Source organism: Veillonella sp. CAG:933, from assembly GCF_000431435.1.
Lineage (GTDB): Bacteria > Bacillota > Negativicutes > Veillonellales > Veillonellaceae > Veillonella_A.
Genome location: NZ_HF986257.1, coordinates 1 through 15,993, shown reverse-complemented (window position 1 = coordinate 15,993; position 15,993 = coordinate 1). Strand labels below are relative to the sequence as shown.

Genomic DNA, 15,993 nt, shown 5'->3' with positions numbered 1-15,993 from the left:
GCACCGGCTCGTTCCGGAGCAGCCGCTTGAACACCCAATGTCTGAAAGGCCGGACTGATGGCACCGTAGCCAAGACCGATAATTGGCGCTGATGCTATAATCCACCACGGCGTAGTGGCCAAACTCAATATGATAATCCCGATACCATAAAGGAGAAAGCCCGGATAAATTAATATATTCGCGCCCAACTGGTCAAAAGCCCGCCCTACCCACGGACGAGTTACCACAATGGTTAAGGCATATAATACGAAAAAAATGCTGGCCATAGTACCCTGCCCCATCTCAGTAAGCATAATCGGCACAAATACCAATACACCGGAATAGGTGAAGCTGATAAAAACACCGATGATAGCCCATGGCAAGGTAGTGCGCTCAAAGAAACGATCAAAATTCCAAGGCCGTTTTTTAGCTAATTGCGGCAGAGCCAAAGACTCATCGAGCTGTTTACGATTAACCACATAAAAACTCAACAAAGCACAAAGACTTAAAAAGATAAAGTAGGCATTCTTATCCCATAAATCCAGAATAGTCAGCCCTAAAAACGGTCCGATAACCATGGCCACATTAACGAATACGGAAAAATAACCTATCCCTTCCCCTTTGCGATGCTTCGGCAATACCAAAACGGCCACTGCCGCTACCGCCGTCGTGCCGACAGCAAAAATCATACCGTGCAATAAGCGCAAAAAGAAGATTAAATCCATAGACTGTGTAAAGTTAAAGGCTATCATAATGAGCAGGAAAATACCGGTTGTGGCAAAGAGTACTTTACGTTTGTCAAAACCGTCTATAATTTCACCGGCAAAGGGCCGACAAAGAATTGTACCAATCTGGAAATACGTCATAGCCATACCGGCTTGGAAGGCCGTCCCGCCGTAGACCCCGGTAATAATTAAAGGCAAGCCCGCAATCAATATATATTGGCTCATATAGTAAAGACAACTGCTTAGGCCGCGACCGAGAAATTCCGCTGACCAAATTTTACCTTCTTCCGCTGCCTGCTGCTGATTCGATGACATCATATCCCCCATATCATGAGTACCCGCTGCATTAGTTTGATGAGTACTATTTTTTTGTCCGTCCTGACCCATAGACATCTCCTTCCTTTTTCGCTATCATCACACCATTATAGTTTTACCTGCTGAAAGATTATTAAAACTCTGTTCCAATAACAGGTTTATACTTTGGGCTGTATTTAATGAGTCCCATCATTTTGCGGTAACTCATAAAGTACTTGTCGTCTTCAACTGACGACTTGACTATCTTACCAAATTAACACAGGGAACGTCAACCCCTATTTTTAAAATTTTCAGTTTTTTTCTTCAGGAGGTTCTATATGCTATTAATGGCCCTGTTAACGAACATATCTAAGACCGTATAAAAAAGCTGTATATAAAGACTGTGACTAATACACAAAAAACGAGGCTCTCATCTGAGCCTCGTGCAGTTTAATATACGTATGTTATACAGCAAGTCAATTTCGCATGTATTAATATTCTACTTAATATTCAAATTAATATTCTACTAATATTCTACTTTTTCACCCAATTCGAATTCACCTTTAGACGTAATTACACGTTCCCCTTTGACCAAGCCATTTACAATAGCCGTATAATCATCATCGGTTTCACTGGTTTCTACTACGCGAACGTCCACCGTATTATCGGCAGTTACTACATACACGAACTTGCCATCCTTGTTTTCACGAACGGCCTCTTTAGGAACAGCGAGTACCGGTGCTTTGGCTTCTGATTCAATAACCAACGTATAGAACTCGCCCGGCTGAATGAGGCCATCCGCATTCAAGAAGGTCGCTTTTACTAATACGCTTGGCACGCCGGCCGGTGCATTCGTGTCTATATACGTTATTTCACCCGGAATCTGTTTGTCATCAATTTTTAAATATACCTTAATTGATGGTTTAATCGTCGGCTCGGCCAACTTAAGAGCAAAGTTCTGAGGAATACTTAAGGAAGCTACAACCGGAGAATTCTGCTGAATGAGCATAAACGGTCTGCCTTCAATGGCGACCTTTCTGTCTTCATTATAAATAGCGGCAACCCGCCCATTGATTGGTGATACAATTTGAGCCTGGGCAATTTGTGTTTGCAGTTGCGCAATCGCCGCTTGGATGCCGGCCGTTTCCATGCCGCCAGTAGACACATAGCCGCCGCCACTCGTCACAACGGTTGCCTGCGAACGTTGCACAATGGTCTGGTATTCTTTTTCAGTAATGATCCCGTTCTGCATCATTTCACGAGCACGGTTCACATCAGCCGCCGATACTGCGCCCGGTACGATAGTCGTCTCTTGCGGCACAGCCTGTACACCACCACTACTTTGGGCTTCACCGAGTTGTTGAATCAACTGATTCAGTTGCTGCTGCATGGTACTCGTATCGAGCATGGCCACAACCTGACCTTGCTTAACTTCATCGCCCACTTTAACAGCCATCGTCGCCACCTGCCCGGAAACAGTCGGTTCAATGGTCGCTTTATTTAAAGCCGTAATATTGGCATCATTATTAATTTTAACCGGCATCTCGCGCATATCCGCCTCGGCTGTTGTTACCTTCGTCGGTCCAAAGCACCCGGCCATAAGACCGGCTACCATAACAATCATTACCATGAATAGCCATCGAAAACGTCGCTGTCGTTCTTCCATAACTAATCCTCCTTCTCCGGTTATTTTACAATCTCTTCAAATTCTTCATTGCCGTGAAAACGCTCAAAATGATCTTGCGTGCGCGCAACTTCTTTTACACTTTTGTCCAGCGCAATGGCCTGGCGTAAATATTGCAATGCTTTAGCATCCTGACCCTGATCCGCATAAATAGTGGCTATGCCATAGACCGACCAAGTATTGGTTGGATCCTTAGCCAATAACGCATCAAACCAAAATTTAGCATCATTCAATTGCCCCTGCAATTTATACAGCATGGCCAAATTGTAATAATTGCTTAAATTATTTGGAGTCAAATCATACGCTTTTTTCGCCAAAACCAATCCCCCTGCAGGATCACCGTTTAGCCCCATGGCTATACCTTTCAACGAATAAGCCGCATCAGATTTCGGATATCTTTGCAAAATCTCATCCGCTTTTGCAATAGCTCCGGGGTAATCATTCGACTGCAGTAATTTACTTGCTTCTTGCAATTCCGTCGTCGGTACCGGCCCTTTCATGGCCGTTGTATTAGGCGACACAGTCTTTGCGGTTTCTACCGAAGACGACTCTTCAGAAGCTAAACCGCATCCTCCCAAAAGCAAGGCTGCACCGAAAAACAAGGCTGTCACTATATGTAATAATTTCACTAATGGCTCCTTTACTATATGCGCCAAACACGCATTAACTATATCCTAAGATTCGATATGCCAATAATTGATTTATAATTAACTTATTTACTTATTTCTATTTGTCTGTTCTTAATTATATACTATTTTGAATATTTTAAAAATCTCTAATGTTCAAAAAAATCGCCGAATATAGCAAAATGGGCCCGTTTAAACGAGTTTTATTTAAAAACTCAGAATCAAACGAACCCATTTATATCGAACTCACTAAAGAGCCCATGTGTTATGTAATTACTCAAACGATACGACTTACAACGATACTTGCAATGCTACTTGCAACGCTGCTTACAATACTACTTACAACGCTTTTTACAACGTTACTTACATGCTACTTAATATGATAGGCATCTTTAAAGGCCTGTAATTGAGCATCTTCCAATTTTAAGCCCGTTGCTTCATAAACAGCAATTGCTTTTTGCATGTTTTCATAAGCAGTCGGTACGATTTTGGTAAAACGCTGTGCAAAGTTTTGCCAATTGTCCAGAATATGACGACCTTTACGACTATCTGTATGCAATACATGTGCTTCAACCAAAGATTTAATGCGTTTTAAATCCTCATTCGTAGCCGCACGCGGCTCTACCAAAGCAGTATTGCACTTGCGCACATCAAAATCAAGAATGTACGCATAGCCACCGGACATGCCGGCCCCAAAGTTACGACCGGTGGGACCTAAGATGAGGACTTCGCCGCCGGTCATGTATTCACAACCGTGGTCGCCCACACCTTCCACCACAGCGGTAATACCACTATTGCGGACGGCAAAGCGTTCACCGGCACGGCCGCTTACATAGGCTTCACCGGAAGTGGCCCCGTAAAAAGCCACGTTCCCAATGATAACGTTCTGGTCTGCTTCAAAAAGCGCCGTTTTCGGCGGATATACCGTCACAACGCCACCGGACAAGCCTTTACCTACATAGTCATTAGCGTCGCCTTCGAGCACCATGGTCATGCCTTTCGGAATAAAGGCGCCAAAACTTTGACCGGCACTGCCAACGAAGCTGAGCTTAATCGTATTCGGCGCTAAACCGTCAGCGCCGTACTTTTTAGTAATTTCACTACCCACGATAGTACCTACTACGCGGTGCGTATTGTTGATGGCCAATTTAGCACGAATCGGTTTCTGCTCTTCAATAGCCGGACGACACATGCGGAGCAATTTGCCCGCATCTAACGTTTTTGCCAATTCATGGTCTTGTTCGTGTTTATGGTAATGGCCGACTGAAATATCCGTATATGGACGGAAGAGAATTCGTTTCAAGTCGACGCGGGATAACTTGTAATTATCATCCACCACTTTTTGGCGTAACAAGTCTACACGACCAACCATTTCTTCTACGCTGCGGATGCCGAGTTTAGCCATAATCTCACGAAGTTCACGAGCTAAAAAGAGCATCAAATGTTCCACATATTCCGGTTTGCCTTTAAAGTTTTTACGTAATTTTTCATCCTGCGTTGCTACGCCGTATGGGCAGGTATTTAAATTACAAACACGGGCCATCTTACAACCTACGGTGATGAGCGGTAAGGTACCGAAGCCGAACATTTCAGCCCCTAAGAGAGCTGCTACGGCAATATCAAAACCGGTCATCAATTTGCTGTCCACTTCGAGGACGATTCGGTCACGCAAACGATTGAGCAGCAAGGTCTGATGCGTTTCGGCAAGGCCCAATTCCCAAGGGGCCCCTGTATGACGCATACCGGTACGACCGGCCGCGCCGGTGCCGCCGTCATAACCGCAAATAAGGATATTATCGGCTTTTGCTTTGGCTACCCCCGCAGCGATAGTACCAACACCCGCTTCGGCGGCTAATTTCACACTGATACGAGCATCGCGATTGGCGTTTTTCAAATCAAAAATTAATTCCGCCAAGTCTTCAATGGAGTAAATATCGTGATGAGGAGGTGGTGATACCAGTTCTACGCCCGGCGTAGAGTGACGGGCTTTGCCGATTGGCGGATACACCTTTTTGCCCGGAAGCTGACCGCCTTCACCCGGTTTGGCACCTTGGGCACATTTAATTTGCAATTCCTTGGCATTGACTAAATATTCGGAGGTCACGCCGAAACGGCCCGATGCAATCTGTTTAATTTCACTGCAACGATTGTCCCCATTAGGCAACAATTTGTAACGGTCCGCATCTTCGCCGCCTTCACCGGAATTGCTCATAGTCCCTAAACGGTTCATGGCAATGGCGATGGTCTCATGCGCTTCCTTACTGATAGCGCCGTAACTCATGGCGCCCCCTTTAAAGCGCTTCACGATAGATTCTACCGGTTCTACTTCTTCGATAGCGATGCCGCCGCCCACCGGGAAATTGAACTCGAGCAAACTGCGAAGTGTTACATGGTAATCATTGCGAATCGCCGATGCATACTCTTTGTAGAGTTCATAATTATTTTCAATACAAGCACGCTGCAATAAATCAATGGTCTTCGGATTGTATAAATGAGGTTCCCCGTCCTTCATAGGACCATAGAAACCACCCGCTTCAAGGGCAGTGTCGGCCGGTTCTTCGAAGGCACGATGATGACGGCTCAATGCTTCCAACGCTACCCCATCAGTACCGATACCGCCGATACGAGTCGGTGTATTCACAAAATATTTACCGATGAAATCGCTGTTAAGGCCTACGGCTTCAAAAATCTGAGCCCCTTGGTAACTGCGCACCGTGGAGATCCCCATTTTGGACATGACTTTTAAAATACCGTTTACCGCTGCTTTAATATAGTTTTGTTCAGCCTGTTCCGGCGTAACATCGCCTAAGCGGCCCTGTTTTTGTAAATCCGCTACCGTTTCAAGGGCAACATATGGATTAATAGCCGTTACCCCATAGCCGATCAAGGTACAGAAATGATGAACTTCACGCGGTTCCCCCGATTCGAGGACCAAACCGATATCGGTGCGGAGTACTTTTTTAATTAAATGATTGTGCACTGCTGCTACAGCGAGGAGTGCCGGAATAGCTACATGATTGGCATCAACGCCACGGTCGGATAAAACCAACACATTATGGTCGGAGCGCGCCGCTTCTTCCGCTTTTTCACAAAGAGCCTGTAAGGCTTTGCGCATTCCTTGCGTGCCTTCGGCCGGGTCAAAGAGAATGGATAAAACGGTGCTCTTCATGCGGCGACAATCTAATTTACGAATGGCGGCAAATTCTTTATTTGTCAAAATCGGGCTATCCAAGTACACACAATAAGTGCCGCTTTTGTGCGGATCCATCATGTTACCGCTGTTACCGAACATTACGCCGGTGGAGGTTACCATTTTTTCACGAATCGCATCGATTGGCGGATTCGTTACTTGTGCAAATAATTGTTTAAAATAACTGTACAACAACTGCGGTTTATCCGATAAAATGGCCAACGGTGCATCAGCCCCCATGGCGCCTACCGGATCTTTGCCATCTTTAGCCATAGGCTGTAACATACGCACCAAATCTTCCTGAGTATAGCCGAAAGCTTGCTGCAATTCTTTCAAGTTGGACACTGTCGGAATTTCATCATCCGTCGCCTGCTCAATGCTGTCCAAGTGAATGATATGTTCTTTCACCCATTCCCCGTACGGTTTTTCAGTAGCAATACGATGTTTAATTTCTTCATCCGATACAATACGCTGTTCCTTCGTATCAACGAGGAGCATTTTGCCCGGTTCCAAACGACCTTTATAGCGAATGTTTTCAGCCGCTTCATTGACAACGCCTACTTCGGACGCCATAATGAGGCGATCATTGCCCGTAATATAGTAACGGGACGGGCGCAAACCGTTGCGGTCCAACACACCGCCGATAACGGTACCGTCCGTAAAGCCCATAGCAGCGGGACCATCCCAAGGTTCCATCATGAAGCTGTTAAACTCGTAAAAGTCTTTTTTCTCCTGACTCATGAGCTCGTTGTTTTCCCAAGGTTCCGGAATCATCATCATCATGGCATGCGGCAAACTGCGGCCCGTCATATATAAGAACTCAAGCGTGTTGTCGAACATGGCCGAATCGGAACCGGTATCGTCAACAACGGGGAATACTTTTTTAATTTGCGGAAAATATTCCGAATCGGCTTTGCCTTCGCGGGCATTAATCCAGTTAATATTGCCGCGAATGGTATTAATTTCCCCATTATGGACAATGAAGCGATTCGGATGAGCCCGCGCCCAGCTTGGGAATGTATTGGTACTGAAACGGGAGTGCACCATGGCTAAGGCCGACGTGAAATCCAAATCCACTAAATCAAGATAAAATTCTCGGAGCTGCTTTGGTGTGAGCATCCCTTTATAAACGATGGTTTTGGCGGACAACGAAGCAATGTAGAAATCGCCGCTTTCCGCTTTGCTGAGAGGAATAATCTGTTTTTCCGCTTCTTTACGAATTACATACAGTTTGCGTTCAAACTCTTCATCGTTCATGATATTATCGCCTTTACCGATAAAAATCTGGATGAGCCAAGGTCGAATGGCTGCCGCTTCGGCGCCCACGGCATGGGAATCGACCGGCACTTCACGCCAACCGAGTACGACTTGACCTTCTTCGCGAACAATGTTTTCCAAAATCGCCTTCTGCTTATTGCGAAGGGTTTCATAACGATGGGCAAATACCATGCCTACACCGTAACTCCCAACCGGTGGCAAGGAAAATCCCAACACTTCACATTCACGACGGAAAAAGTCGTGCGGAATTTGCACCAAAATACCGGCGCCGTCACCGGATGAAGCATCGGCGCCACGCGCGCCACGGTGTTCCAAACGTTCCAAAATACGCAAACCGTCATCGATAATATCATGGGATTTACGGCCTTTAATATCGACTACAAAACCCATGCCGCAGGCGTCTTTTTCATAGGCCGCATCATATAAGCCCTGCTTTTGCCATTGCGCCTGTTCCTGCTGCTGAATTTCAATTTGCGTTTTTCCTTGTTGGTGTACGCTTCCTGATTTTTGATATGTCCCTTGATGTGCTTGTCCCATAAGCCCTTGCTCCTTCCAAACCCTATACTCTCTCTTTAGCTGCCCTAGCACGGGCAATTGCTATTTCTATATTAAGACAATCACTTTCGTCCAACGAGTTCATGCCCACAGCCTCCCCAAAGCTATATCAAATAGCTCCGCCGGGAATCGCTATTAGCCTGTACCAACGTCTAACAATCTATGATTATACGCCTTATATCCATTCTATAGAAAATAGATTGTTTCTATTATATACCTATTGTCAAAAAAAATCATATAGCAATATGCCATACATACTGTGCATTAATCTCATGTATACAAGGTACTTTTAAATACAAAAAACCTCTCTGAATTATTTTCAGAGAGGTTTTCAGATTTTCCATACAGCTCGTCAAATGATAACTTCCTGTATTTTTAATCTATTTCAGTTTATAAATTTACATTTTGTTCTATTCACCTACATGGCTTCGCGGGTCGACAAGTCGTACACGCTCACGCCATCGAGCTGCGCACTGCGTTCCGCCGTGCCCTGCTGACAGGTAAAGATCAAAATTTGTTCACTTTGGCCAATATGAGCCAATAGCTTCAAGGCCGCATTTTGTCGACCTTCATCGAAGCGCAACAAAATGTCATCCAAAATAATCGGCAATGATTCCACGCGCTGTGCAAACACGCTGGCCAAGCTGAGGCGCAAGGCGAGGTATACCTGATCGCCCATGCCGCTGCTCCAACGCTCCGTCGGTACCACTTCACCGGATGTGAGCACCGCTTCCACATTGGCCGTGCTGTCCCCCAATTGTAAAGTATATTTGCCGTCTGTCATCAAAGACAAATATTTCGAAGCCTTCGCCATAGCTTCCGGCTGACGGTCTTTTTCATAGTCCATCTGTGCCAGTTCCATGAAATGGCTTACCAAAACTTGGGTCGCCCAGGCTGTCAACGCTTCCTGCAATTCCCCTTCCAACTGTTGTTCTTCCTGCAGCGCCAAGGACAGAGCCTTATCCTGTGATAAGGTGCGCATTGCTTCCTGAATCTGGCCGCGTTTTTCATACAAAGCAGCTAAACGTTTTTGCAAGGCCGCCATTTCCGAATGGCTTCGTTCCGCTTCGGTCTGCCACTTTTCTTTATTGCCCGATTTCAAACGACGATACAAAGCTTCCTGACCGTCTTTCTTCGGAGCAAACAAGGCCAATTGATCACGGCTCTGTTCGTACACTTTTTGCCACTGCACATATTGATCTTGCAACAATAAACGCTGACGATATTCGCCGGCCGTAGCGACCCCGGTCTTTTGTAAAAACTCTTGCTGTTCCAACAACAGTGCCTTTTCTTGGCGGCTCCACTGCTCATATTCTTCATGATAATTGCGACGCTGTGATTCTTTTTGTTCCCAACGGACCTGGTTTTGACGATGGGATTTCAAAAGATTATAAACACGACGCAATTCAATCGGCGTAACCGGAATATCCAGTTCCAATTTTTCCCACAAAGCCGCGCAACGAGATTCAATATCCTTAAGGGTTGCCTCATGTTCTGCCAAGCGTTTTTCATAATCTTTATACTGGTTGAAATCTTCCATATACGTATCGTATTCCTGTTTGAGGGCAAAGAATTGATTGTCCGTCAAAACACGGCTGGCCCCTTCCGGTAACCAACGTTGCCAAGCTTCCATGGCCGCATTACCGGCGGCTTCCAATTTTTTACCTTCTTCCAGCCACTGATTATGTACCTGTTCATAGCTGTGAATTTTAGCCAAGATTAAATTCTGATTACTGAAAGCCACCCGTTTAGCCGCTACCGAATCTTCCAAATCCTTAATATCGGCCGCTGTTTTGGGTTCCGGTAATTCCAAATCACGAGCCATGGCTTTTACCAGCTCGTCCCAGCGTTCACGCTGGTGCAAAGCTGCTTCGCGAAGGCCCGTAAATTTGCGGCCTTGCTGCCAACCATAGCCAAAAGCACCCGCTGCTAAAAGGAAGCAAAGAATGCCTGCCCAAAGGCCTATATCGGGAAGCACCATCATGAGGACAATGCCAATAACAATGAGTGCGATGGCGCCATAGCGATATAAAGGTGACGGGCCACTTTGGTTGAGTTCATTTTCCTTAGCTATGCTGTTTTCATACTCCGTAAAGGCCTGTTTCAATTGGGCCATGCCGGCTTCCAATTCCTTCAGGGAATTTTCTTCGTCTTTCACCGTGGAGTTGGCAATGTCTGCCGGCTCAACCGGTTTACGACCTTGCCAATTCAAATAATTATCTTGGGCGCTGCGAAGTTCACGGGCCAGTTTTTCACCGGTTGCCCAGTCCACTTTTTCCGGCATTTGTGCATCCGCCCGCCAAGCATTATGCAAAGTACGGGACAAATCCAACTGTTCTTTAACTCGTTTTAAATAGTTACGCCCTTGTTCGCAATCTTTTTGAAGTTGCGTCCACTGGCCCAATTCTTGGAACAGGTTTTCAATCTCTTGACTGTAAACGCCTACCAAAGAATCGGGAGCAAAGTTTTCCGGCACGAGACCCGCTTCTTTACCACTCCAGAGCTTCATATTATTACGACATTCCGTAATCTTTTCGTCCAGTTCATAGAAAGCGTCTTTTTCAAGCAAATCTGTAACCGCATAGGTATTCATCTGCTCTTTCGCATGTTCCGCCCGTTTATATACATCCCAGGCACGCAATACAAGGTCCACGTCCTTGCCATAATCTTGCCATTCTTTAAGGCGCTCCTGCAATTCCTTTTCCGTCGTGGCGATGCCGTCCAACTCCTGTTGGTACGCCGTATACGCCTCTTCATTCTTGCCGAGGTCCGCCATCTTTTCACGGAGCTGTTTCAACCGCTCCATAAGCACATTGATTTTTCGCTTCCCGTTCGCCGAAGCAACCAGTAAATCGGAGGAGGCTTTTTCAATATCCTTCACGGCCGTGCTGAGGCGCTCACCGCCCTCGCCGCCGAAGAAGCGAGCTCGCACTTCCACTTCGGCCAGCACATCCGCCCCTTGCAATTCATCAACGGTAATGGCAAAAATTCTATCATAGGTCTTTTTGTCGAGACCATGCCACCATAGAGCCGCCGGTTCTTCCGAAATCGGCCCTTTGCCTAAGGGATAGAAATTAAGCTTTTTTCCGTCTCGGCCGATATGATAGGACACGCCCTCCCGTTCTACCACAAGATAGCCCGAGCCGTAGCCGTACGTTTTACTTTTTTTACCAAACAACAAAAAGCGAAGGGCTTCCAATAAGGAAGTCTTGCCGCTTTCGTTGGGGCCGTAAATAACTTGTACCCCTTCACCGGCCGGTGTGAACGACCATTCGTGATAAGGGCCAAATTCCTTAATATATATTTCCTTAATCCTCATCCGTATCTCCCATGAGGCAACGAGCACCTTCCGCTTCCGCTCGTCGCAATGCGTCTAATAAAACATCATCTGTCAACAGTTCCTGATACATACCGAGCCTTTTACTTTCCGGCCGTTCCGCAATGAGATTGCGAATCGTGGAAGCGCGCTCTACGGCCGGCAGTTTGGCGATTGTATCATAACTGCGCAAATAGTCGCCCACCATATCTTCCATTTCACGACGCGCCGTCCAGTCCGTTACGCCCCGGGTGCGGTCCACAATACTGAAAGGCATGACGAAATTAAACTTATTACGTTCTTCCGCCTGCGCCATTTCAAGCCAAGTTTGGCGCACTTCGTCTTGACTGCAAAGTTCATACAAGGCCCCTTCGCCGGTGAGCACAATTTCGAGGAGCACCTGCTTTTTCAATTTACGCAGCATTTCCTTCTTATGGCGAATCATTTCCACCATATCGCCGGTACTGCCCAGCGCGCCAATATCGATGGTTACCTGCTCAAAGCGAATGGGCGCCGTTTCGTGAAACTGCAGAGTCACACGACCTTTGGCGTTCACATCAACCAAGTAGCAACCTTTAGGTCCCAATTCTTTTTTATGAAGGCCTTGAATATTACCGGCATACACCACATAAGGCGTTTCATTTAACACCTGCCGTTTATGAATATGGCCGATAGCCCAATAGTTCATAGGCGACGCCGTCAATTCCCCCAGTGTAGTGGGTCCCACCGTTTCGTGCTCACCGGCTGAGCCTACGGTACCGTGAAAAATCCCGATGGAGAACGGGTCGTCCGACCAAGGTTTCAATTGCTGCGCCACATTGTCGGCTCGGTTTTGATTACTCGTACTGATGCCGTAAATATACGCAGCCACCTTGTTTTTCACATATAAAGGTTGACGCTCACTCTGTGTAGAGCTGAACACATACACGGAACTTGGCAAGCTGATTTTGGCCGCCCAACTTTCCGCCGGGTCATGATTGCCCTGTACTAAAAATACGGGAATCTTATGCTCACTAAGGCGTTCGCATTCATAGGCAAAACGCACCTGTGCTTCCAAATTATGTTTTTCACTATCATAAATATCGCCCGTAATCAGCACGGCGTGCACCTGCTGTTCGATGGCAAAATCCACAATATTCGTAAACGACTGATAGGTAGCACGATTGACTGCTTCGTCCACTTGCTTGCCTAATGATTTCAAATATTTAAAAGGAGTCCCCAAGTGAAGGTCTCCGCATTGTATAAAGCGAAATGGTATCATCTCACATTCCTTTCCAAGCGTTGCCCAATTCTTTTACGGCCGCTTCCAATTCGTTGGTCGGAATCGCACTGAATGATAACAGACAACGTACTTCGTCGTCGCCGTCTGCTTCAATGCGTACATCACAACCGGCCTCACGGGCTTTTTGCAAAAGAGCGTCCGCTCCCTTATCCGTAAAAATCGTAAGACCTATATAAACACCGCCTTCCGGCAGATATACTTTAACGGCATCGCCAAATGTTTGCTGCAACTGTGCCGCTAAAACCTTACTTTTATCCGCATAGTGCTTACGCAAACGACGAATTTGTTTGGACCACTCGCCATCCTTAATATAACGCGCCCATACGAGCTGCTCCATCACACCGGCGCTTTGCCGATACGATGTGCGATAGGTTAAAAAATCGCTCCACAGCACCGGTGGCAAAACCATGTAACTAATGCGAATAGATGGGGGCAACACTTTTGACGGGGTCCCCAAATAGATAACCCGCTCCGTCGTGGCCATCCCCTGCAAGGACGAAATGGGCCGTCCGTAATAGCGAAGTTCGCTGTCATAATCATCTTCAATGAGATAACTGTTTTGCTCCGCCGCCCAGTGTAACAATTCCTTGCGTCGGCCTACACTCATGACTCGGCCTTGCCTATCGCCATGAGACGGCGTGCAGTACAAGGCTTCCACACCGGCTTTATATAGGTCTGCCAACAAGGTCTCACTATGCTGGTCCACGGTGATAACGGTAAATCCGTAATCGTTAAAAATATGCGTTACCCCGATGATAACACTGGCATCAACGGCCACCGTGGTGAGGCCGGCACGTTTTAAAAGGGCTGCCAGCATCATGACCATAGCCTGCGTACCGCTGCCGATAATAATATGATCCACCGTGGTACGCACAGCGCGGGCATTATTCAAATACTTCGCCAGCTCAGCCCGCAGTTCCGGTTCCCCTTGCGGGTGGCCGTAGGCCAAAAGCCGTTCCGGTTCACGCAAGATATAACCGATATATCGCTTCCACCGCGTATAGTCAAAACCCTCCGGATCCATGGCACCGGTAGCAAAATTATAGCGAATGGGCACGGCCTGTGTTGCTTTAGCAGTTAGTTCCCTTTGATTGGCTAACCTTGTAAGCTCCATCCGAGTTCCGTTTTGACTCACACCGCTTATGTCCGCTTCGGCTGCCTTTTCATTCAAAATATTGTCAACCTCGGCATCGGTGCCACTCAATTCATGGCTCTTTGCAAAATGAGAGCCGTTGTCCAATAAAATCGGCAAAGGCAACACTTCATAGGGCGAGCGATCATGAGCCTTAATATAGCCTTCCGCGGCCAACTGCAAATAGGCCTGTTCCACCGTAATCTTGCTTACTCCCACTTCACCGGCTAAGGAACGAACCGACGGTAAACGGGAACCGGCCGCATATTGTCCGTGCTCAATTCGAGATTTAAGGTATTGATAAATCTGTTCATATAAAGGCGTGACACTTTTACGTTCAATTGTTAACAGATGCCTCGCCCCCTCACCGACTTTTAAGCCGTGTAAAACAATACTTACTACATTACTTCTTATTTTATCACAGCCTCTTGAAAATGGTAATCTGTCCTATCCATTTTTTGTAAATTTTTTACAAACTGACATTACAATTGTTAACCATATTTATAATTTTCGGTTATTGTTAACTATGATTAAAAATTCATGGTTGACTATCTTAAATCATGTTCGTATAATATAGGCAACGGCTAATGGTTAATATCAAGTAGACCCACAGCCGAAGCTCCCAGGTAGAGCGGGATAAACTAAAGAAATACAGAGGTGTAGGTTCATGACAACAAAACAAACTATTGGCTATGAAGAAATTATTGCGTACGCCCAACGCATCTTAGATGGTGGTGAAATCACGCCAAAGGAAGCTGAAGAATTAATTCATGTTTCCGACGAAGATACAATGATTTTATTGGCTATGGCCGATAAAATTCGTCAAAAATTCAGCGGCAACGAAGTTGACCTTTGTGCGATTGTTAACGCACGTTCCGGCAAATGCCCTGAAAACTGTAAATTCTGCGCCCAATCGGCTCATCACGAAACAGGCGTTACCGTATATCCGTTTATGAGCGAAGAAGATATCGTTGAACACGCTCGTAAAGCAAAAGAAGCCGGTGCTATCCGCTTCTCCATCGTAACCAGCGGTCGTAACACCAACAATCCTAAAGAATTTGAACAGATTTTGAGTGCTCTTCGTCGTATTCACGAAGAAACAGGTCTTGAAATTTGCTGTTCCTTAGGTCTTCTTACTTACGAACAGGCTGTTCAGTTGAAAGCTATCGGTGTAACTCGTTACCATTCCAATATCGAAACGGCACCAAGCAACTTCCCTAACATTTGCAGCACTCACAACTTTGCTGACAAAATGTCCACCATTGAAAACGCTAAAAAAGCAGGCATCCGCGTATGCTCCGGCGGTATCCTCGGTCTCAATGAAACCTTGGAACAACGCGTTGAAATGGCTTATGAATTAAAACGTCTCGGCATCGATTCCGTGCCGCTCAATATTTTGAATCCAATCAAAGGCACTCCATTTGAACACAACAAACCATTGCCTCCATTGGAAATTTTACGTACTTTCGCCATGTTCCGTTTCGTATTGCCACATGCACAGATTCGTACAGCCGGCGGTCGTGAAGTTAACCTCCGCGACTTACAGGCCTTAGCATTATCCGGCGGTCTCAACGGTATCATGGTAGGCGGTTACTTAACCACCGATGGTCGTTCCCCACTCCAAGACTTACAGATGATTGAAGACTTGCATTTGGAACGCACCGCGCCTCAACCTATTCAGACTCAGGCTTAATTCGTTAACACTTCATTGCCGGCAACTTCATCACAACAGTTTGCCACCCCACTTCATCAGTGACAAGCTGACAACTAACTTCATCTCCGGCAATGAATGTTTATAAAAAATTTTTCATTAACTTTCTTCAAACACGCTACAATATTACAACCTAAAAAGGACCCTTCACAGGGTCCTTTTTAGATTAACAAAAACGGTCTCACTCCTAAGTAGGCTTATAGGACAAAAAGTGTGTGTGG

The 15,993-nt window shown here is 46.2% G+C and carries 8 protein-coding genes; 1 reads left to right on the top strand and 7 read right to left on the bottom strand.

Annotated elements, in window-relative coordinates; translation table 11 throughout:
- The 7 genes from QZL64_RS13025 to pdxR all read right to left on the bottom strand — a co-directional run.
- The coding region (locus QZL64_RS13025; protein ID WP_296309701.1) for an MFS transporter at nucleotides 1–1,091 on the bottom strand (1,091 nt) is incomplete at its 3' end.
- A 433-nt stretch (nucleotides 1,092–1,524) separates the two neighbouring features.
- Entirely contained in the window at nucleotides 1,525–2,664 is a 1,140-nt protein-coding gene (locus tag QZL64_RS13020; protein ID WP_021842382.1) for an efflux RND transporter periplasmic adaptor subunit, read from the bottom strand.
- Between the two features lie 20 nt (nucleotides 2,665–2,684).
- Nucleotides 2,685–3,311 carry a TPR end-of-group domain-containing protein gene (locus QZL64_RS13015; RefSeq protein WP_021842381.1) on the bottom strand — a complete coding sequence of 209 codons (627 nt, stop codon included), beginning with the start codon at nucleotides 3,309–3,311 and terminating at the stop codon, nucleotides 2,685–2,687.
- A gap of 367 nt (nucleotides 3,312–3,678) precedes the next feature.
- Complete coding sequence (gene gltB, locus QZL64_RS13010) at nucleotides 3,679–8,313, bottom strand: glutamate synthase large subunit (RefSeq protein ID WP_021842380.1); 4,635 nt, start codon at nucleotides 8,311–8,313, stop codon at nucleotides 3,679–3,681.
- Between the two features lie 436 nt (nucleotides 8,314–8,749).
- Entirely contained in the window at nucleotides 8,750–11,650 is a 2,901-nt protein-coding gene (locus QZL64_RS13005) for an ATP-binding protein (protein ID WP_021842379.1), read from the bottom strand.
- A complete protein-coding gene (locus QZL64_RS13000; RefSeq protein WP_156705669.1) occupies nucleotides 11,640–12,908 on the bottom strand; it encodes a metallophosphoesterase family protein in 1,269 nt (422 codons plus the stop codon). Before QZL64_RS13000 ends, QZL64_RS13005 begins: the two co-directional genes overlap by 11 nt.
- Nucleotide 12,909: 1 nt before the next feature.
- Complete coding sequence (gene pdxR / locus QZL64_RS12995; protein ID WP_441351096.1) at nucleotides 12,910–14,343, bottom strand: MocR-like pyridoxine biosynthesis transcription factor PdxR; 1,434 nt, start codon at nucleotides 14,341–14,343, stop codon at nucleotides 12,910–12,912.
- A 385-nt stretch (nucleotides 14,344–14,728) separates the two neighbouring features.
- Between pdxR and bioB the strand changes: the two genes are divergently transcribed.
- The gene (bioB, locus tag QZL64_RS12990) at nucleotides 14,729–15,754 is read left to right on the top strand and encodes a biotin synthase BioB (protein ID WP_021842376.1); all 1,026 of its coding nucleotides are present in this window, start codon (nucleotides 14,729–14,731) and stop codon (nucleotides 15,752–15,754) included.
- Nucleotides 15,755–15,993 lie beyond the last annotated feature (239 nt).